This window comes from Paenibacillus sp. S150 (assembly GCF_019352175.1).
Classification (GTDB): Bacteria; Bacillota; Bacilli; order Paenibacillales; family Paenibacillaceae; genus Paenibacillus_AQ.
Genome location: NZ_JACBYI010000054.1, coordinates 1 through 21,134, shown reverse-complemented (window position 1 = coordinate 21,134; position 21,134 = coordinate 1). Strand labels below are relative to the sequence as shown.

Below are 21,134 nucleotides of genomic sequence, written 5' to 3'. Positions count from 1 at the left end.
GGCTTAGGCCAGAGGTTTTGGTGTCTTTTCGTCACCATCGTGCTTTTACTGACTGCCGCAGGTGTGTATCCTGATTTTGGACGAAAGCCGGTGGAAGCGAACGGGGCGGGAGACACTGCAGGCCAGCTAAGCAGCAGCATAACGAAGCCACTTGATCCGCAAAATACAAAGATTAATGCACCGGAGGGCAGTGTCGGCAGCCATACTCAAGCGGAAGTGCCGACGGTCGGCCAAGCCGCTCTGTATGCTCAAGGAGAGTCGGTGTCCAGAGGGGTATCCCGTTCAGAGGCGCTTGCACAATCCGGGCAGCCGGCGGCCACGCAGGCACCGAAGCGTACGGCAGCACCTCAGGCTGACAAACAACCTGGCACAACTGCTTCCAAGCCGCCGGCATCCATTCAGGTTGCCGCACCTGCGCCGGAGCAGATTATTACTTCATTGAAGGTGACTGCTACCGGTTATACTGCGGGCATTGAGTCTACGGGTAAAACCTCAAAGCATCCGGAGTACGGCATTACGTATTCAGGCGTCAAGGTGCGCAGAGACAAAAATGCAGTATCCACAATCGCGGCGGACCCCAAGGTGCTTCCGCTCGGCAGTATCCTTTATATCCCGGATTACGGCTATGCGGTTGTAGCGGATACAGGGTCGGCTATAAAAGGCCGGAAGATTGACCTCTATTTTGCCACTACGAAGCAGGTCTATAAGGAATGGGGCAAAAAAACGGTGGTGGTCCAGGTCATTAAGCGGGGGAACGGGAAATGTACCGAGAGCATGCTGAAAAGTCTTGGCCGTGCGATTCAAGCCTACAATGCCGTTCCGCAGTATTTGCTCGATGAAATCATCTGAGGATCTGAGCAGCCAGGGCGGGCAGCTTGAAATTTTTTTCACTTAAAAATGCATAATACGGGTCTGCACTTCCCATAATACGGACTGGGGCCAAGCACGGCCTCTTCCGGAACATTCTCCAAGCCGGTCTGAATTTGAAGACGGTATGACGGGATAGGGAGGTGAAGATTACCGTGGCTAAAAAATCAAAGGTACAAGATAACTATAAAACACCTAATGAAAAATACAATGCGGAGTTCGCTGTTGAAAATGACGGTGCAACCAAACAGAGCAGCAATACGCACTCCAAACCGGCGCAGAAACCACAGCAGTAACCTGCCGGCGTCCAGACCCAATAGCCCTAAAAGCACAATCGGCTGTCCCGATCCCGTTCAGGTCCTGAGCGGCGGGGCAGCCTTTTTTCCTGTGGACAGACTTTACTGTTATTTCCATACATCTCCGTCCAGAGACTGAGTCAGCTTTCCTTCTCCCGGCGCTGTTCTCCTGCTGTCTGTTCCTGTAGACTAAGGCTATAAGAGTGAACAAGCGGGCTACACCAACATAAAGGGGAAATGAAGGATGAAAAGACGATTCACCAGCCAGGTCCTCGGGGGGCTGATCCTGATTGGACTGGGAGCGATGTTTCTGCTAAGGCAGATGGGGTATACCGACTTCAGTATAGGTTCCCTGTTCGCTGATTATTGGCCGGTTATTCTGATCGTAGTGGGTGTGCAGAATCTTTTGTCCACCAAAGATAACGGAAAGAGCGGTTCATCCGCTTTTTGGGGATTTTTCTACGCGGCTCTCGGCATTTTTTTTCTGGGGCGGAATTTGGAGTGGTTCGATGTTTCAGCCGGGGATTTCTTTAAATTGCTGATTCCTGTGATGCTGATCGGCGGGGGATTGTATGTCATCTTCAAGCCGAGGGGCGTGACTCCCCCTACTCCGCCGGTACCGCCTGCACCGCCATCTTTTTACCCGCCCGGACCGGGCAAGGGCATTCCTGATGTGGAGCCGCCCAAGCCGCTGGAATCCACGCTGGATGAGCAGTTCGAGCAGAAATTCGGCAAGTCGGCCGGGCAGCGGGATTGGAATGAGTATCTGCATAAGGACGATGAGGACGAGGAGGACGACAACGGGCGTTTCCGCTCTGCGGCAGAATCGCGTTGGCAGGAGAACAGGGAGCGCCATGAACGCAGACGGCAGGAGCGCCATGCCCGCCGGCACGGCGAATGGCATGATGAGTTCCATGGTACGGATGACTCCAAGGAAACAACGCACCGTTCGGCTTTTATCGGGGACGTGCATATGGGCAAGGACCATTTTCAGCTGAAAAACACGAATATTTCGCAATTCATCGGTGATACCGTGCTGGATCTTACCAACGCGCAAATTCCTTACGGCGAGACGAAGATTATTATTTCGGCGTTTGTAGGCGACATCAAGGTGTATATACCGGAGGATATGGACCTGGGCGTCAAGGTGAACAGCAGCTCTTTTATCGGAGACATGCAGGTGCTGGAGCAGTCGCGCAGCGGATTCATGAGCAACGTGCAATGCAAGACGCCTTATTATAAGGAAGCCGGCAAAAAAGTCCGTATTAATGTCAGTGCCTTCATCGGCGACATTAAAATCAAAACGGTGGGTTAGGCATGGGGAAATTATTAAGCAATACCAAATGGATGCTGCTGGTATATTTTCTGCTCAGTGGGGGTGTAACCGCCGGACTTATGTATGCCGGGACATGCCTGGGCTATATCGAGGTTCAGGATTACCGCATGTGGCTGTATCTCTGCCTGGGAATTGTGCTGTTCACAGCGGTCATCGGTTATATGGCCGGACAGCGGATTCAGCGGCGGATTGACCATCTGGACCTGAATATGCTGCAGGTGGCCAAAGGGAATCTTTCGGTCCGGATGCCGGAGAGCGATGACCAGTCTTTTGCCAGAGTGTACTATGAGTTCAATATGATGATGGACACTGTGGAGAATAAGATGCAGCTGCTGCAGCGTTTGGGGGAGCAGGAAGTGATCGAGAAGGAAAAGGCGGCGGAGAGCGCGGTGCTTGAAGAGCGGAGGCGTATGGCCCGGGATTTGCATGATACGGTGAGCCAGCAGCTTTTTGCGATTCATATGTCTGCTTCTTCGCTGCCTAAAGTGCTGGAGCGCAGCGAGGAGCATGGCAAGACCGTGATGGATCAGCTGATTACCATGTCGCAAATGGCGCAAAAGCAGATGAGGGCGCTGATTGCCCAGCTGCGTCCAGTGGAGCTGGAGGGGCGGAATCTCTTCGAGGCGCTGGAGAAATGGTTCCCGGATTATTGCCGGCAGAACGGGCTGAAGGGCGTGAAGGAGCTTGAGCTGCAGGGGGAACTATCCGAAGCCATTGAGCATCAGCTGTTCCTGATTATTCAGGAATCCATGGCGAATATCGTCAAGCATGCGGACGCGCGGATGGTCAGCCTGTCGCTGCGCGAAGTTCCAAGACAGGTCGTGCTGAGCATCAGCGATGACGGGCAGGGCTTCGAGCATGTGCAGCACAAGCAGGGCTCGTACGGGCTCACTACCATGCGGGAGCGCGCTGAGAAGCTCGGCGGCCAAGTGGAGATCATCAGCCGCAAGGGAGCGGGCACGACGATTCGTGTACATATACCCAAATTTGTGCAGGGCAGCCCGGAGCCGGAGAATGCCGGCTTTGCTTAGAAGAGTGGTGAAAAAGTGACCGGAGAGCCGGCAGGGAGCAACAAAACTTTTAGGAGGACTGAACATGAGTATCATTAAGGTTCTGCTTGTGGATGACCATGATATGGTTCGGATGGGCCTCAAAACGTACCTGATGCTGGACCCGATGTTTGAGGTGACCGGAGAGGCGGCGAATGGGCAGGAAGCGTTGAACATGCTCCGCAGCTGGGGGCCGGAGGCGCTGCCGGATCTGGTGCTGATGGACCTGATGATGCCTGTAATGAACGGGGCAGAGACCACGAGGGCTGTACTGGCCGAATATCCGGGTCTCAAAATCGTCATTCTCACCAGCTTCCTGGAGGATGACCTGGTCGTGGATGCCATTGAAGCCGGCGCAGTCAGCTACGTGCTCAAAACCGTCTCCGCCGAGGAATTGATCTACGCGCTGCAAGGCGCATTCCGCGGCATGCCGGTGATGACCGGCGATGTATCCCAGGCCCTTACCCGGGGCATCCGCCAGCGAACCGTACAGGGGGATTCCTCGGGCCTGACCGAACGCGAGAAGGAAGTCCTGCTGCTTATAGCCGAGGGCAAGACGAACAAGGACATCGGCGAGGAGCTGCATATCAGCATCAAAACCGTTAAGACCCACGTCAGCAACCTGCTGATGAAATGCGAGCTGGATGACCGTACCCAACTGGCGATTTACGCCCACCGCAAGGGCTGGGCGCAGGGATAAAGTCCGGTTGGCCAGACCGAAGCTTAAAGTCTGAAGCAGTCTGTCCGATAACAATAGAGGATTTATTACATAATTGTGCTTTGTGCAACAGCTTCAGTCTTTCGGTCGATTTTGGAGAAATCTGCTGCAGTAAGTGCAATAGAACACACCAAACCTTCATTTGACGGAGTTTCGAATCGGAATTATAAAATGGAAGTTAGTGATGTTATAGGATATGGTTCTGGCCCGGCGTGTTTTGTGCGCCCGGGTTATTTGCCTTGAACCGTGCGGGAGCGGGGAATTTTCCGGCCGTTCCATCCGCAGGAACACAAGTTTAGCAGCATGCAGCCTGACACACGGTTCCCCGATCCTGCTTACATCTTTTATCTCCGCTTAAATTGTTTTTAATGTGACCTTAAGGTTTAAAGTACAAAATAAGATCAAGAAAACAAATTAACCCTTGCCGGGTAGTGCAAGGTGCGGGAGGAAAGAAAACATGGACGATAACAAAAACAGCTATGACCGTGAAAGCAACTTTAATCGTAATAATGAACCGTCATCGGAGCGGGAATGGGATAACAATAGCAACAGCAATTTGAACAGCAATGATGCTGACAGCGCTCATAATGAATCTGCTGAATCAGGCTCATCCTACTATTATTCATACGGACCTTTCAAATCGCTGAACAAGGACGAGGCGAATACGGATGCCCCGCAGCCTTATAACGGCCGGGAACCGGAACGTGTAGAGGTTACGCCGCCGCAGCCGGTAAAACCGGTGCCGTACAGCACTTCGCTGCGGACAACAGGATATGACGGAAACGGCGGACAGGGCGGCAATGGAGGCAACGGACCGGACGGCGGCAACGGCTGGCAATATAACCGCAAGCCGAAGAAGCCGGTGAAGGCGGTTTTGGTCTCTTTTCTGGCCGGGATGGTCGTCCTCTCAGGCTCCATGTTCATGGCGGACCGCGGGAACTGGTTCACAGGTGACCCGGTAACTACAGCGGCTGTATCCAACACTGCGGCCAAGACTGCGAACGGCAGTGCGGATGTCACGCCTTCAACTTCAACGACGACGCTGCTTACAGGCACAACGGATGCTTCAAACGTGGTGGATGCGGTAGGTCCGGCAGTCGTCAAAATTGAAACGCTGGTGAAAACAAGCTCAGGCAGAAGCTCCAATCCGAATCTGAGCGATCCGTTCTCACAATTTTTCTTCGGTGACCAGTTTGGCAGCAACGGCTCTTCCGGCTCAGGCTCAGGCTCGAATTCAAATTCCGATTCAGGCACGGATTCTTCCCAGCTTACCCCTTATGGGATCGGAACAGGGTTCATCTATGATTCGGCAGGCTATATCCTGACCAACCAGCATGTTGTTGAGGACGCTGACGTGATTCAGGTTACGGTCGACGGCAACACGAAGCCCTATGAAGCCAAATTGCTGGGTACCAGCAAGGACCTCGACCTGGCTGTTCTGAAAATTGAAGGCAGCGACTTCCCGACTGTAGAGCTTGGAGATTCTGACAGCATCAAGGTGGGTTCCGAAGTCGTGGCTATCGGTAACCCGCAGGGCTTCGATCATACGGTTACAGCCGGTGTGCTCAGCGCAAAAGACCGCAGCATTGATATTAATGAAGAAGACGGAAGCGGCACCCGCAATTACAAAAATCTGCTGCAGACGGATGCTTCCATCAACCCCGGCAACTCCGGTGGTCCGCTGCTTAACCTGAATGGCCAGGTCATCGGGATGAATGTGGCTGTAAGCACGGATTCTCAGGGTATTGGTTTCGCCATTGCGGTAAATACCATTAAAGAGGTTGTCGACAAACTCGAAGCCAATGAGGAAATTCCCAAAGAACCGGTTCCATTCATTGGTGCTTCGCTTATGACCATTACCGATGAGGTAGCCAGACAGATGGGTACGGATATTAAAGAAGGCTCTGTCGTAGCCGAAATTATCTTCAAATCGCCGGCCTATACCGCCGACCTGCGCCCTTACGATATCATTACTGGCGTGAACGGCACGAATTATGCCACCAGCCAGGATTTGATTACCTACATTCAAACACTGAAGGTCGGTGACCAAATCACGCTCAACGTCGTCCGTGACGGCAAAACGCTTGAGCTTCCCGTAACCATCGGCAATAAAAATGACTTCAACACCACTCAAACTCAGCAGCAGTAAAAGACACCGGACGGTGGGGTGTACAGCGGAAGGGGAAACCCTTCCGCTTTTGCTGCACAGGCTGCTAATTCCGGCAATCATGGTACAATAGACATATACGATTTTTTGGACAATGGGGGCTGTTTGATGCGACCGAATATTTTAATTATTGATGACGATGAAAAGATTATTTCCATGCTGCGCCGGGGTCTTGCTTTTGAGGGGTATGATGTGAAAACGGCCACGAATGGGGCCGATGGCCTGCGCGCAGTACTGAACAGTGATCCGGATGTGGTTGTTCTGGATGTCATGATGCCCCAGGTGGACGGATTCGAGGTCTGCCGGCGTCTGCGCGAGGGCGGCAGCACGGTTCCCGTGCTTATGCTTACGGCCAAGGATGAAATTGAGCACCGGGTAAAGGGCTTGGATCTTGGGGCCGATGATTACCTCGTGAAGCCGTTTGCGCTGGAGGAGCTGCTTGCCCGTGTCCGTGCATTGCTGCGCCGTAAAAGCGAGCAGGGGGGCGGCTCGGACCAGGCGGTATCCTATGAGGACATCACGCTGGATGTGGATTCGCGCGAGGTTACCCGGGGAGGCAAACGTCTGGAGCTGACAGCGAAGGAATTCGAGCTGCTGCACCTGTTCATGCAGAATCCGAAACGGGTGCTGTCCCGCGATCTGATCATGGATAAGATCTGGGGCTATGATTACAGCGGGGAATCCAATGTGCTCGAAGTGTATATCGCCATGCTGCGCCAGAAAACTGAAGAGCACGGCGGCAAAAGACTGATTCAGACGATCCGGGGAGCCGGTTACATCCTAAGAGGTGACTAATATGTCGATACGATTGCGGCTTACTGCCTGGTATTCAGGGATTTTGGCCGTTATGCTGCTGGCCTTATCAGCCGCAATTTACGGGTTTGTCTATATTAATACTTATGGCGATTTGAAGGAACGGCTGAAAGAGCAGTCGAACAAGGTGGTGCTTGGCCAGGCCTGGAGCGATGGCAATTTGAAGCTCGTGCTTGGCGGTCCCGAAGGGCAGAATCTGTTCGCGCAAATGTATATATATGACATTGAAAGACTGATATCCAGTATTAATATGGAGAGTATCCAGCTTGAATTTAAAATACCTGCACAGGATGCTGTTAAGAATCAGCAGGGATTTATTAAGGCGAACTACGAGGGCAATCCTTTTCTGATCTATCAGATATCGATTGATGTTGCGGCAACCGGGGGGACACTTCCTGCCGTGCTTCAGGTGGCCGCATACACGGGCGAGCAGGACCGGCTGATGCTGAATCTGAAAAACATTCTTCTTGTCGGCTCCTTCGCCACTCTGATCGCTGCCTTCACTTTCGGTCTGTTCCTGGCACGCAAGGCGATGAGTCCTATCGACAAAGTCATTGAGGCGGCAAACGGGATTCAGACAGGAACCGATCTCAGCTCGCGTATTGTATATGACGGGCCGCAGGATGAGATCGGACGGCTGATTCAGACGGTCAACAGCATGCTTGGGCGGATGGAAGGCTTTTATAAGGAGCTGGAGGATTCCTATGCCACTCAGCGCCGCTTTGTGTCCGATGCCTCGCATGAGCTGCGGACACCGCTCACCACGATACGCGGGAATATCGATTTGCTGCAAAAGATATGGGAGCTGGAGCCGGATGAAAGCCGGATGACGGAAGCGGAAATCCGCCAGCTCTCGATTGAATCGGTGAAGGATATCGCCGATGAATCCAAACGCATGAGCCGCCTTGTGGCGGATATGCTGTCGCTCGCCCGGGCCGATACCGGTCGGACGTTCGATATAGAACCGGTAGCGCTGGAGCCGATGATGACCGAAGTGGCCCGCCGGGCGTCTTTCCTGCCGCGGCAGGCCGAATGGTCCGTTGGGGACCTCAGCCAGCTGAACGGAAAATATATTGTCGGCAACAAGGATTATTTGCAGCAGATGATGTTCATTTTCATTGATAATGCCTTCAAGTACACTCCTGAGGGCAAGGTTACGCTGGACGCTGTTTTTTATCAGAATCAGGTAGGTATCCGCATTGCCGACACCGGAATCGGAATGGATAAGGATGAGGTTCCCCATATCTTTGACCGTTTCTACCGAGCGGATGAATCGCGGGGAATTACAGAGGGAATCGGTCTTGGCTTGTCGATTGCCAAATGGATTATTGATGAGCATGGCGGCTCGGTTGAGGTGGTTACGCGCCAGGGCGAGGGCACGACATTTGTCATCTGGCTGCCCCTTCTCTTTGCTCCGCCGCTGGAATAGGGTATAATTAGACCGGTTCTATTACAGCAGTCAATGACAGCAGAAAGCCGGTGAATTCATGGAAGTCATCAAAATTTCTCCCCGGGGCTATTGCTATGGCGTCGTCGATGCCATGGTGATGGCACGGCAGGCCGCGCAGAACCTTGATTTGCCCCGGCCGATTTATATACTGGGCATGATTGTGCACAACAGCCATGTCACCCATTCGTTTGAGGACGATGGCATTATCACGCTCGACGGCCATAACCGTCTTGATATTTTGGATAAGGTGGATAGCGGGACGGTGATTTTTACCGCTCATGGCGTTTCGCCCGAGGTGCGCCGCCTGGCCCGCGCCAAGGGCCTGACCACGGTCGATGCCACCTGCCCGGATGTGACGAAGACGCATGATCTTATCAAGGAGAAGGTTGACGAAGGCTACGAGGTTATCTATATCGGCAAGAAGGGACATCCCGAGCCGGAAGGCGCCGTCGGCATTGCGCCGGAGCATGTCCATCTGATAGAGAAGGAAGAGGAGATATCCGGCTTGTCGATTTCTTCTTCGCGCATTGTGATTACAAACCAGACCACCATGAGCCAGTGGGACATCAAGCATATTATGAAGAAGCTGCTGGAGACCTTTCCCGGAGCAGAGGTGCATAACGAGATCTGCATGGCTACCCAGGTCCGCCAGGAGGCTGTGGCGGAGCAGGCCGGACAGTGTGAGCTGGTCATCGTAGTCGGCGATCCGCGCAGCAACAATTCCAACCGCCTGGCCCAGGTGTCGGAGGAGATTGCCGGTGTGCCTGCACACCGGATTTCCGATTTGTCCGAGCTGAAGACGGAATGGCTGCAGGGAATCACCAAGGTAGGTGTAACTTCAGGCGCGTCTACGCCTACGCCGATTACGAAGGAAGTGATCAGCTACCTGGAGCAGTATGACCCTGCACTTCCCGAGACCTGGGAAATCAGGCGTACTGTGAACATGGCGAAGCTGCTGCCGCCGGTGAAGAATAAGAGTGCAAGCACTACCTGAGAAATACAGCTGGCGGACTTATAACAACATTACAGAGCGCGCATGTTCCAGGTTAAGGGACCTGCGTGCTTTTTTATCGTTTGGGAAATTATGCTTCTCGTCAATTGTGGATAAGGCAGGTATGAAGTTAGGGGGAAATTATAGTGCGTCTTAATCGTGCTGAAGGGTGCGGAGTCTGCTGGGTTGCTGGGTTGTGTGCTGAATGGTGCAGAGTCGTGCAGAGTCGTACTGAGTTGTGCTGAGTTGTGCAGAGTTGCTGGGTTGCTGGGTTGTGCAGAGTCTGCTGAGCCGTGCTGAAGGGTGCGGAGTCTGCGGGTTCTATGTTTTGCAGGAGGAAGCGGGAATATAGCGGGTCCACCCGAGGCCGCTACCGGGGCAGGGACGTGAAGTGGAATGGAGTAAAGTGGAATTCGTAAGGATTAGTACACTTACACGGACGGAAAGGTCTTAAAGGAATCGTGGGAAGCTGGCTCCATCTAAAAAGTAGGGGCCGGCACTAAGTGCGGACATAGCGGAGGGTCAGAGGAATTCCGGAGAAACGATAGTGTTCGCCTTTAAAGACCGGTTTCAACCAGTAGTCTTATTCCAATCCGGAAACCGGGCTTTAGCAGCGGCCGGAAGAACCCTCTGAACCCGCAGCGGACTTCATTCACATCGTCAACCGCTGATTTTGGTGTTGAGCCAAAAAGGCAATTGAATGTACAGGAATGGAACCGGCGAACCTGAACACGCTGATGGAACGCAAGGAGGTTCATAGGGAACGGAAGCGAAGTGTAAAAAGTAACACTAATGGGCTGGAATTCTGGCTTGAACGGGCTTTAGTGGGATTTTGTACACTTAATAGAGGCCCACTCCCTCCAAATGGCTGATTTCAGCCGGATTAATTGTACTTTTTCCCACTAGGGATGATCCAGGATCGGAATGCGGTGGATTAGTTATCCTTTTTACCACTAAAATGGCTGCCCTTTGGATGAATGTTTCAGGTTCATCTTAATGTAGGCGTATTCCTCTGCAAGAGAGAGAAACGGATCGATTAGGGAGCCTTTTTCCCGCTAATCCAAGGGAAAAAGGGAAAGTGGGGATTACGTTTCCTTTTTCAGACTGTTGAGAAAGTAGCTTTTTTGAGGAGGCCGGAATCATAAACCTTTCATTTATAAGGTGTTTTCTAATCGGAAATCATTAAAAATCGGGTTTCTCAACAGTCTGACTTTTTCCACTGGGCGTAGCCGCCGGGTCTGAGCAGGAAGGTCTGGAGGATCGGGGAGGAAGAGCTTCAGCCGGCCGGGGAACCGGAGAGCCAGGGAGCCGCAGCCGGCCTCACACCTGAAATGCAAACAGCTGCGCTGCCCGATGAAGGACGGCATAGCCGTTTTGTTCTGGGCAGATTCGGGAATGCATCCAGAAGTTCCCTGAGGGAATTGCAGGGAATCCGCCATAATATGGACACAGTGCACTCAAATTCAGACGATTACAGATTGACTAATAAGGACGGATGAGTTAAAATTGCTTTAGCGCTTAAAAGCGTACACGCGTCGTAGCGAAATAGTATATTTATTGTCTTTAATGCCAGCTTAAGAATATTTGTCCAAAAGGGGAGCTATAATATGATCGTCATTACATCTAATCAAACACCGCAGGAGCAGGTGAGCGAGATTATCGCCGTTATTGAGAAGGAAGGCCTGCAGGTCCATCTCTCGCGCGGAGCGGACCATACCGTAATCGGCCTGATAGGCGGAGTCACTCCGAAGCTGGCCGAGCATCTGCGCCAGATGAAGGGCGTGGATAACGTAGTCAAAATCTCCAAGTCCTACAAGCTGGCCAGCCGTGACTTCCATCCGGAGGATACGGTTATTGATATCCGCGGCGTCAAGATCGGCGGCGAGAATCTTGTCATCATGGGCGGTCCCTGCGCCGTGGAGTCCCCTGAGCAGATCGACGAGATCGCCCGTCTGGTCAAAGCCTCCGGCGGCCAGGTGCTGCGCGGCGGAGCCTTCAAGCCCCGGACCGGTCCTTACAGCTTCCAGGGCGTAGGTGTGGAAGGACTTACGATGATGGCGGAAGCCGGCAAACGCCACGGCCTGCTGACGATTACAGAGGTTATGACACCGGAGTATGTTGATATTTGTGCAGAGCATGCGGATATCCTTCAAGTGGGCACACGCAATATGCAGAACTTTGACCTGCTGCGCAAGCTGGGAACCTGCGGACGCCCTGTGCTGCTCAAACGCGGCTTCAGTGCGACTTACGATGAGCTGCTTAATGCGGCGGAATACATTCTGGCCGGCGGCAACCGCGATGTTATGCTGTGCGAACGCGGCATCCGCACGTTTGAAACCTACACCCGTAACACGCTTGACCTGTCTGCGATTCCGGTACTCCAGAACCTGAGCCATCTTCCGGTTATTTCCGATCCGAGCCATGGAACGGGGCGCCGTGAGCTGGTTGAGCCGATGGCCAAGGCTTCGGTTGCTGCGGGAGCCAACGGGCTGATTATCGAGATGCATACCGATCCGGACAACTCCATGACGGGAGACGGTGTGCAGTCCTTGTTCCCTGAGCAGTTTGACAAGCTTCTGAGAGATTTGGAGAAGCTGGCACCGCTTGTCGGACGCAAGTTTTCCGATTCGCTTGAGGCGGCCCCTGCGCTCTAGGAACAGTGCAGAAATAAGGCTTGCAGCAGTCCTCTATCCCGCTTCCGGGCGGGGAAGGAGGGCTGTTTTTGCGCGTGCCGGAGTGAATGTGACATGTGATTGGACAAGCAGTGTGATTTTCACCAAAGCGTCAGAATATCTTACATTGTCTCAAGAAATACCTGACATAAGCATTGACGATGTTAGGTTTGAGATTTATAATGACGACAGCAAAAAAATTAAAAACAAGAACATTTGATACTGTGAGCGGCCTAATGTTCGGAACTTGGGGAGGAATAAATTCATGTCGGTTGAAAAAGTGTTGCAGACGATCAAGGAGAACAATATCGAATGGGTGGATTTTCGTTTTGTAGATTTGGGTGGACGTGCCCACCATATCACGTTGCCTGCTTCTGCGGTTGAAGAAGAAACATTTGAGAATGGTGTTGCATTTGACGGCTCTTCCATTACAGGATTCCGCGGTATTGAGGAATCGGACATGGTAATGATGCCTGATCCGAGCACTACATACATCGATCCTTTTACAGCTCACCCAACGCTTAACATCATGTGCGATATTTTCACACCTGATGGCGACCGTTACGAGCGCGACCCGCGCGGTATCGCAGTAAAAGCTGAAGAATACCTGCAAGCCAGCGGTGTAGGTACAGCAGCATTCTTCGCACCTGAATCCGAATTCTTCATCTTTGACGATGTGCGTTACGAGAGCGGCATGAACAGCTCGTCCTACTTCGTAGATTCCGAAGAAGCGGTATGGAATACCAACCGCAAGGACGAAGGCGGCAACCTGGGATTCAAAGTAGGAATTAAAGGCGGTTATGTTCCGGTAGCACCTGTGGATTCCCAGCAGGACATCCGCAGTGAAATGTGCCGTTTGCTTGGTGAAGCGGGCCTGGAAATCGAACGCCATCACCATGAAGTGGCAACTGCAGGCCAGGCGGAAATCAACTTCCGTTTTGACACCCTGAAGAAAACAGCCGACAATCTCCTGACATACAAATACATTGTGCAGAACACTGCACGCCAATACGGCAAAGTGGCAACCTTCATGCCAAAACCGCTGTTCGGCGACAATGGCAGCGGTATGCACGTTCACCAGTCCATTTTCAACGGCGACGCTCCTTTGTTCTACGAAAAAGGCGCCTATGCCAACCTGAGCGAATTGGCTTTGAACTACATCGGCGGCATCCTGTATCATGCTCCGGCACTGATCGCGCTGACTAACCCAAGCACCAACTCGTTCAAACGTCTGGTTCCCGGTTACGAAGCACCGGTTAACCTGGTATTCTCCAAGGGCAACCGTTCCGCTGCAGTTCGTATCCCGGTAGCTGCTGTGACGCCTAAGGGCTGTCGCATTGAGTTCCGTACACCGGACTCCACAGCTAACCCATATCTGGCCTTCTCGGCAATGCTGATGGCTGGTCTGGACGGAATCAAGAAGAAGATCAACCCTATTGAACTGGGTTATGGTCCTCTGGACAAGAACATCTACGAATTGTCCGATGAAGACAAGGAGAAAATCCGCAGTGTTCCAGGCACCCTGGACGAAGCGTTGGATTCCCTGGAAGCTGATTACGAATTCCTTACAGAAGGCGGCGTATTCACTAAGGACTTCATTGATAACTACATCGCTCTGAAACGTTCTGAAGCTCAAGCGGTTGCCATTCGTGTTCATCCGCATGAATACTCCCTGTACTTTGATGTATAAGATTGCCTAACCATACGAATTAAGAAGCCTCCGGGAAACCGGGGGCTTCTTTTTGCCGTTCAAAAAGATGAGTAACGATGCAAAGGCGATGTAGGCGTGCTGTAATGGCCGGAGAGCCGCCGGGGAGTTAATAGAAGAGATAAAGCCGGCGCCAGAGGGTCTGTACGCCCCTCTAGCGGCTTTACAGCGGTACAGTGGTACATTTATGAAGCGGAAGCTCTAGCGGGACAGCGGGCGCGTCAGGAGCCTTCAGGAATCAGCCGGGTAATAGAGAAAACAGGTTTGGCACTTGCGAAAAATTTCGTCTGAATAATGTAAAACCAGTTCGTATTTAAGCTGATAATTTTGGACAGCGCTTTCTTAACGGTGATAAGCGTCTTTTTAAGACTTTAATTAGAAGAAAATCCCTGGATATTAGGCAAAAAACACTCTTAAAAATAACTATTTACGAAAATGGTTTCGGTAATAATGGAAAATAAAAATAGCTTTAGTATGGCGTATTTACCGCATTTTGAAGGAATGTATTTAGTGTTTAAGAAAAATCTTTACAAAGATATTTAACGGTGTGATAATAAAATCGAAACCGGTTTCTGAATAATAAAAGGTTTTATTTATTGGAACGCAGCATCCTTATTTTTCAGGAACGTGGATTGCTTTATCTGGTAGAACGGTGCCTAGTTTCTGCTTGCTCGGGCAGATCAAGCCAGCATGCTTAGGAGTGATAGAGAGGATGAGTTCAGTGGATCAAAAGAAAACAGGATGGATCTTTACGGGGGATAATGGGGATTTCAGTCTTAAGCAGCCGGACCGGAGCAGTTATTTATACTTCCCGCTGGTGAATGAGGGGGGCATGATGTCTTCCATCAGCCCGACTCTTCACGGTCAGGTCACTTCCGGGCACAATACATTTCTCACACCGCCATTGTCCGTTGAGGATTTGCATAACTCCCGCGCTTCCCGCAACTTCTGGGTGCATGTGGCGGGAAAGGGCGCTTGGTCCGCAGCGGGGAACTCGGCCCGGCAGAATGCCGTAATGTATGAAGACAGCGCTGACGGTTCGATATTGGAAGCCGGACTATTGTGGCACCGCGTAACCCGCGAGAGCCGGGAGTTGGGCATCCGGGCGGAAATCACCAGCTATGTGCCTGCCGGAAACGATAAAGTAGAGCTTATGAAGGTCGTACTCACCAACACCTCGGCAGAGGAATTAACCATTACGCCGACAGCGGCGGTTCCGCTGTATGCGCGTTCGGCGGACGATCTGCGGGACCACCGGCATGTCACCTCTCTGCTGAACCGGATTTATATCTCTGCACATGGTGTTGAAGTACAGCCGGCGCTTTCCTTTGATGAGCGGGGGCACAGGGTGAATCACACCTCTTATGGTGTTTTTGGCGCCGGGGAAAATGGGGAGCTGCCTGCCGGTTTCTTTCCGGTACAGGAGGAATTCATCGGCGAAGGCGGAAGTCTGGATTGGCCGGAAGCTGTAGTGCTGAATCTGGAGCCGCGCATCGGAGAAGGCGGCGGTGTGCAGAAGGACGGCTACGAAGCGCTTGGCGGGCTGCGGTTTGCCGCTGTGTCTTTGCAGCCGGGCCGCAGCTGCTCTTATGTGCTTGCGCTGGCAATCGGCAGCGACAGGATCGACATTCCTGCGCTTATGGGCAAATACGGCTCAGTCAGCGCGTTCGACGCATTGCTTCAGGAGAATAAAACCTTCTGGGCGGATAAGGTGAACACGGTGGAGTTTCATACCAGTGATCCGGCTTGGGACCAGTGGATGAAATGGGTCACGCTGCAGCCGGTGCTCCGCAGACTTTACGGCAATTCCTTTTTGCCGTATCACGACTACGGGCGCGGCGGAAGGGGCTGGCGGGATCTCTGGCAGGATTGTCTGGCCTTGCTTATTATGGAGCCGGCGGATGTGCGCAGTCTGCTGCTGAATAACTATGCCGGTGTCCGAATCGACGGCAGCAATGCGACGATTATCGGCCAGCAGCCGGGTGAGTTCATCGCCGACCGCAACAATATTCCGCGCGTGTGGATGGACCATGGAGCGTGGCCGTTCCTGACAACCATGCTGTATTTGGATCAGAGCGGAGACCTGGACTTTCTGCTGGAGCGGCAGAGCTACTTCCGCGATTCCTTCATGGCCCGCTGCCGGGAACGGGATGCTTCCTGGGATGCCTCCGCAGGCAGCGCGCTTCAGGCCCCGGATGGAGCGCAATATTCGGGAACGATTCTGGAGCATATTCTGCTGCAGAATCTGGTTCCGTTCTTCAACGTGGGTGAACATAACAATATCCTGCTGGAAGGCGCAGACTGGAATGACGGTCTGGACATGGCCGCACAGCGCGGCGAAAGTGTAACCTTCACCGCATTCTATGCCAGCAACCTGCTGGATCTCTCCCGTTTGCTGCGCACACTGAAGGAGCGCAAAGGCCTTGCAACGCTGGATCTGGCGGAAGAAATGACGCTGCTGCTGGATTCCCTGCATGACAAGGTGGACTATGAGTCCGTATCTGCAAAGCTGAATCTGCTGGACCGTTATTATGCCGCTGCGCCGAATAAGGTAAGCGGCGTCCGCGCGGTGCTTGAACTGGACAGGGTCGCGGATGATCTGGCACAAAAAGCAGAGTGGATCTTTGAGCATCTGCGCCGGAATGAATGGGTGCAGAGCGGGCAAGGAGACGGCTGGTTCAACGGCTATTACAATAATGACGGGGAACGCGTAGAAGGGGAAACAGCAGGCGGCGTCCGCATGACGCTGACAGGCCAGGTGTTCCCGCTCATGGGACATGCCGCCGCTCCCGAGCAGATTCCGCAGATTATCGCGGCGGTGGAGCGCAATCTTTTGGATGAGAAAATCGGGTACCGCCTGAATTCGAACTTTGGCGGCATTCAGCAGAATCTGGGCCGCGCATTCGGATTTGCCTTTGGGCATAAAGAGAATGGAGCCATGTTCAGCCATATGACCGTGATGTACGGCAACGCACTGTATAAGCGCGGCTATGTAAAAGAAGGCCGCAAGGTGCTGGATTCCCTGTACAGCTTAAGCGCTGATTTTGAACTGAGCCGGATGTATCCGGGCATACCGGAGTACATCAATGAGCAGGGCAGAGGCATGTATACGTATTTGACCGGCTCCGCCAGCTGGATGCTGCTGACTATGGTGACTGAAGTATTCGGAGTCAAAGGCAAGCTGGGCGATCTGCTGCTCCAGCCTAAGCTGATGAAGGAGCAATTCGGCAAGGAAGGGCAAGCATCGGTCAAGACAATCTTCGCTGAACGCGTGCTGGAGGTCGTATACACGTCCACAAGCGGCGCCGAATACGGGGAGTATCAAATACGCTCGGTTAAGCTTGACGGTGCCGGGGTGACGCTTCAGCGCGTCTCAGAGGGTGTCCTGATTCCGCGCAGCCTGCTGGCAGCTCTGCCGGAAGGGAAATCTCATCTCCTGGAAGTAGAATTGGCATAACAGCAGCCCCAATAATAAGAGCGCCTGATTCGCCGGATTTTGCGGCAGCGGGCGCTTTTTCACAGGGATTCAGACAATTCGCAGCCGAGGCTGCCGGGATTAGATGCACTTTAGAGGCAGAGATGGTTAAATAAGCTTGTAGAACATAAGAACAAGATATGGAAAGGAACGATTGAACATGGCTTACAGTCTCTCAAATGGCATTCTCCAGGTAGATATAGCCGATATCGGGGAGTATAGCGGCACCCGTTTTGATTGGACCGGATTTATTACGGGAGTAACTTTAGTACAGGGACAACATACGTTTGGCGTGCCGGAAAGTCTGGTTCCCGGCCAGGGCAGCGGAGGTATGGGATTCTGCAATGAGTTCGGCATTTCCCGGGCAATTGGCTATGAGGAGGCGGCAGCCGGGGAGTGGTTTCCGAAGCCGGGGGTTGGACTGCTGCAGAAGCAGGACGACGGGCCTTATGATTTTTTTGGCAGCTATCCGCTGATACCGTTCACAGTTGAAGAGGAGCGCAGCGCACAAGCGGTCATTTACAGGGTTCAGCCGATGGAATGCCGCGGCTACAGTATGCTTTTGACCAAGAAAATTACACTGGACGGAGACCGGCTGAACATTTCCTACACGCTGGAGAACAAAGGCGGCAAGCCGCTGCACACAGAAGAGTATATCCATAACTTTGTGGGGATTGACGGTGCCAACGCCGGTCCGGACTATGAACTGCGGATTCCGGCCGGACTGAAGGTGGAGGCCCCTGAATCATCTTATACGGCAGAGCTGCTTGCAGCATCCGGCAATACTCTCACCTGGAAGGAGGAGCCGGGCCGTCCGTTCTACTGCAAGCTGACGGGCTGGGAGAAGGGGGAGGCCGGCTGCTTCTGGGAGCTGCAGCATAAACCCGGCGGAGCGGTTGTACGGGAGAGCGGGGATTTTGCCGCCAGCCGGATGGCTTTGTGGGGTGAAAAGCATGTGATTTCTCCTGAGGTTTTTGTGGACATCAGCATTTTACCGCGTCACAGCAAGCATTGGAGCCGCAGCTATCAGTTTTTCACTCTGTAAAGGCCGTGAGCTTACCTCCTATGTGAATAATTATACTTGCTGGGGTGGGAGATTATTGCTATCATAATCCATATCCATATTGATAGGAGAGAAAGGGTGGGAGCAATTTTGAGCAAGAGAGCCTACAACTTTAATGCGGGTCCGGCGGCACTGCCGCTTGAAGTACTCGAACGCGCACAAGCGGAGTTTGTCGATTTCCGGGAAAGCGGAATGTCCGTTATGGAAATGTCGCACCGCGGGGCAATATACGAATCCGTGCATAATGAAGCGCAGGAGCGCCTGCTTTCACTCCTTGGCAATCCCGAAGGCTATAAGGTTCTGTTCGTTCAAGGCGGAGCAAGCACACAGTTCGCCATGATCCCGATGAACTTTATCTCTGAAGGCCAGGTAGGCAGCTATGTAATGACAGGAAGCTGGGCGGAGAAAGCCTTCAAGGAAGCGAAGCTGACCGGAGGCACACATGTCGCAGCATCTTCCGAAGATAAGAAATTCCTGGCTATTCCTGAGCTGGGCAGCATCAAGGCTGCGGACAATGCGGCTTATCTGCACATTACGTCGAATGAGACTATTGAAGGCACGCAATATGCGGAGTACCCGGATTCCGGTTCCATTCCGCTGATCGCGGATATGTCCAGTGACATTCTGAGCCGTTCCTTTGACGTGAACCAATTCGGACTCATCTATGCCGGTGCGCAGAAGAATCTTGGACCCTCCGGTGTGACCGTGGTAATCGTCAAGGAAGAGCTGATTGCGAAATCGCCTTCGACCATTCCGACGATTCTGCGTTACGATACGCATTTGAAGAATAACTCTCTTTACAATACGCCGCCGTCCTTCTCTGTATATATGGTTAACGAAGTGTTAAAATGGATTGGGGAGCAAGGCGGGCTGGCCGGCATTGAAGCCAAGAACCGCGATAAAGCGGGTCTGCTGTACGATCACATCGACGGCAGCGACGGCTTCTACCGCGGAGTAGCAGAAGCAGGCAGCCGCTCCATCATGAACGTGACGTTCCGGATGCAGTCGGAAGAGCTGGAGAAGCAATTTGTCAAAGCAGCCGAGCAGGAAGGTTTTGTCGGGCTGAAGGGACACCGCAGTGTCGGAGGCTTGCGGGCTTCCATCTACAACGCCGTCCCTTACGAGAGCGTAAAGGCGCTGTCCGATTTCATGCAGCATTTCCGGCAAACTCAAGGTTAATGAATGTAAATTTCTGAGCCTTCCGCCTGTTGGCGGAAGGCTTTCTGCAAATATAAGGATTTATAACACACATCAACGGGCTGTATCGGCCTGCAGAGAGGAAGTTCACACGTTATGGCACTACACGTTGTACTGGTGGAACCGGAGATTCCGGCCAACACCGGCAATATCGCCCGCACCTGTGCGGCTACAGGCACCCACCTTCATCTGGTGCGCCCGCTGGGGTTTCGTACAGACGATGCCACGCTCAAGCGCGCCGGGCTTGATTATTGGCATGCGGTGCATATTGAATATCATGACTCCTTTGGGGAGGTGCCGGAGAAGTATGCGGACGGCCGCTTTTTCTATGCAACAACGAAGGCGGACAAGCGCTATACCGATTTCACGTTCCGGGATGGAGATTTTTTTGTATTCGGCAAGGAAACCAAGGGCTTGTCTGCGGACATTCTTGAAGCCGGAAGGGAAACCGCCATGCGCATGCCGATGAGCGAGGCGGTAAGATCGCTGAACCTGTCCAACTCGGCGGCGATTATTGTCTATGAAGCGCTGCGGCAGATGGATTTTCCACAACTTTTCTAAAATAATACATGATTTTTTAATTTTTTCAGCAGGATTCGACATTTTGGTAACGAAATAGAAGAATAGTGCCGAAATAAGTAGTAGCTACTAATTTTTAGTTGAACAGGAGAGTGTAAGTTAGATATGAAACCTGCTGGCGTAGTTAGAAAAGTAGATCAGCTGGGTAGAATTGTTCTGCCTAAGTCCCTGCGTAAAAGGTACCAAATGAATGAAGGGGATCCTGTAGAAATTCTGGTGCAGGGCGACCATATCATTCTGGAGCGCTACCGTCCGAAATGTGTCTTTTGCGGATCGATGGAAGGCGTAAGCGAATATAAAGACCGTTATATTTGTGCTGATTGCCTGACGGAAATGACGCAATTGCCAAGACACGCCTAGAAGAGGCTATGCATTCCAAGCGGATGTGCGCAAGAGGCAGCATGTACATAAGAAAGGCAATCAACCGGCGCCCTCTTGCGGGAATCCCCATTCCAAGCTTCCTTGAAAAGTGGGCTGCAGCCAAGCGGTGACGGCTGTACCGTCCTTACCCGAAGGAGGGAACCGTCCCCGCGGGGAGTGGAAGGATGAATGATTATGTGCAACCTTTACATTCTCCTTTTCCACAAAAAAAGAGCGCCGCACATCTGTGCGGTGCTCTTTTTTAAGTACGCCCAGCATGGGCGTCATCTTTAGGGTGAAAGTCCCGAACGGGGGCTGGCGAGCGCCTACCGTTAGCCAAGGGCAAGGGTGTCCACCGTGAGGTGGAATCTGAAGGAAGCCGGAGGCAAAAGC

At 52.6% G+C, this 21,134-nt stretch carries 16 protein-coding genes; all 16 read left to right on the top strand.

What is annotated here, in order from left to right:
• Positions 1 to 216: 216 nt before the first annotated feature.
• The 16 genes from HYD27_RS32570 (at position 217) to HYD27_RS28845 (ending at position 20,741) form a co-directional block, all read left to right on the top strand.
• On the top strand, positions 217 to 849 hold the full coding sequence (locus HYD27_RS32570) for a 3D domain-containing protein (protein WP_375373957.1): 633 nt from the start codon (positions 217 to 219) through the stop codon (positions 847 to 849).
• 173 nt (positions 850 to 1,022) lie between these two features.
• Positions 1,023 to 1,163 (top strand): hypothetical protein, encoded by a 141-nt coding sequence (locus HYD27_RS28915; protein WP_219221119.1) that lies wholly within the window; start codon positions 1,023 to 1,025, stop codon positions 1,161 to 1,163.
• A gap of 244 nt (positions 1,164 to 1,407) precedes the next feature.
• Positions 1,408 to 2,478 carry a cell wall-active antibiotics response protein LiaF gene (liaF, locus tag HYD27_RS28910; RefSeq protein ID WP_219221094.1) on the top strand — a complete coding sequence of 357 codons (1,071 nt, stop codon included), beginning with the start codon at positions 1,408 to 1,410 and terminating at the stop codon, positions 2,476 to 2,478.
• Positions 2,479 to 2,480: 2 nt separating this feature from the next.
• The gene (locus HYD27_RS28905; protein ID WP_219221093.1) at positions 2,481 to 3,530 is read left to right on the top strand and encodes a sensor histidine kinase; all 1,050 of its coding nucleotides are present in this window, start codon (positions 2,481 to 2,483) and stop codon (positions 3,528 to 3,530) included.
• 64 nt (positions 3,531 to 3,594) lie between these two features.
• Entirely contained in the window at positions 3,595 to 4,248 is a 654-nt protein-coding gene (locus HYD27_RS28900; protein ID WP_219221092.1) for a response regulator, read from the top strand.
• Between the two features lie 475 nt (positions 4,249 to 4,723).
• Complete coding sequence (locus HYD27_RS28895) at positions 4,724 to 6,415, top strand: S1C family serine protease (RefSeq protein WP_219221091.1); 1,692 nt, start codon at positions 4,724 to 4,726, stop codon at positions 6,413 to 6,415.
• A gap of 126 nt (positions 6,416 to 6,541) precedes the next feature.
• Positions 6,542 to 7,228, top strand: coding sequence for a response regulator transcription factor (locus tag HYD27_RS28890; RefSeq protein ID WP_219221090.1), 687 nt, complete (start codon positions 6,542 to 6,544; stop codon positions 7,226 to 7,228).
• Position 7,229: 1 nt separating this feature from the next.
• Positions 7,230 to 8,675 (top strand): sensor histidine kinase, encoded by a 1,446-nt coding sequence (locus tag HYD27_RS28885; RefSeq protein WP_219221089.1) that lies wholly within the window; start codon positions 7,230 to 7,232, stop codon positions 8,673 to 8,675.
• 58 nt (positions 8,676 to 8,733) lie between these two features.
• Positions 8,734 to 9,690, top strand: coding sequence for a 4-hydroxy-3-methylbut-2-enyl diphosphate reductase (locus tag HYD27_RS28880; RefSeq protein ID WP_219221087.1), 957 nt, complete (start codon positions 8,734 to 8,736; stop codon positions 9,688 to 9,690).
• A gap of 1,604 nt (positions 9,691 to 11,294) precedes the next feature.
• Complete coding sequence (aroF, locus tag HYD27_RS28875; RefSeq protein WP_219221085.1) at positions 11,295 to 12,341, top strand: 3-deoxy-7-phosphoheptulonate synthase; 1,047 nt, start codon at positions 11,295 to 11,297, stop codon at positions 12,339 to 12,341.
• Between the two features lie 283 nt (positions 12,342 to 12,624).
• A complete protein-coding gene (gene glnA / locus HYD27_RS28870; RefSeq protein WP_219221084.1) occupies positions 12,625 to 14,049 on the top strand; it encodes a type I glutamate--ammonia ligase in 1,425 nt (474 codons plus the stop codon).
• A 730-nt stretch (positions 14,050 to 14,779) separates the two neighbouring features.
• A complete protein-coding gene (locus HYD27_RS28865; protein WP_219221083.1) occupies positions 14,780 to 17,524 on the top strand; it encodes a GH36-type glycosyl hydrolase domain-containing protein in 2,745 nt (914 codons plus the stop codon).
• Positions 17,525 to 17,702: 178 nt separating this feature from the next.
• Entirely contained in the window at positions 17,703 to 18,587 is an 885-nt protein-coding gene (locus HYD27_RS28860) for a hypothetical protein (protein ID WP_219221081.1), read from the top strand.
• A gap of 105 nt (positions 18,588 to 18,692) precedes the next feature.
• A complete protein-coding gene (gene serC, locus HYD27_RS28855; RefSeq protein WP_219221112.1) occupies positions 18,693 to 19,784 on the top strand; it encodes a 3-phosphoserine/phosphohydroxythreonine transaminase in 1,092 nt (363 codons plus the stop codon).
• Between the two features lie 114 nt (positions 19,785 to 19,898).
• Positions 19,899 to 20,363: a tRNA (uridine(34)/cytosine(34)/5-carboxymethylaminomethyluridine(34)-2'-O)-methyltransferase TrmL gene (gene trmL, locus HYD27_RS28850; protein ID WP_219221080.1), complete on the top strand. Its 465-nt coding sequence runs from the start codon at positions 19,899 to 19,901 to the stop codon at positions 20,361 to 20,363.
• Between the two features lie 123 nt (positions 20,364 to 20,486).
• The gene (locus tag HYD27_RS28845; protein WP_025706451.1) at positions 20,487 to 20,741 is read left to right on the top strand and encodes an AbrB/MazE/SpoVT family DNA-binding domain-containing protein; all 255 of its coding nucleotides are present in this window, start codon (positions 20,487 to 20,489) and stop codon (positions 20,739 to 20,741) included.
• Positions 20,742 to 21,134: the final 393 nt, after the last annotated feature.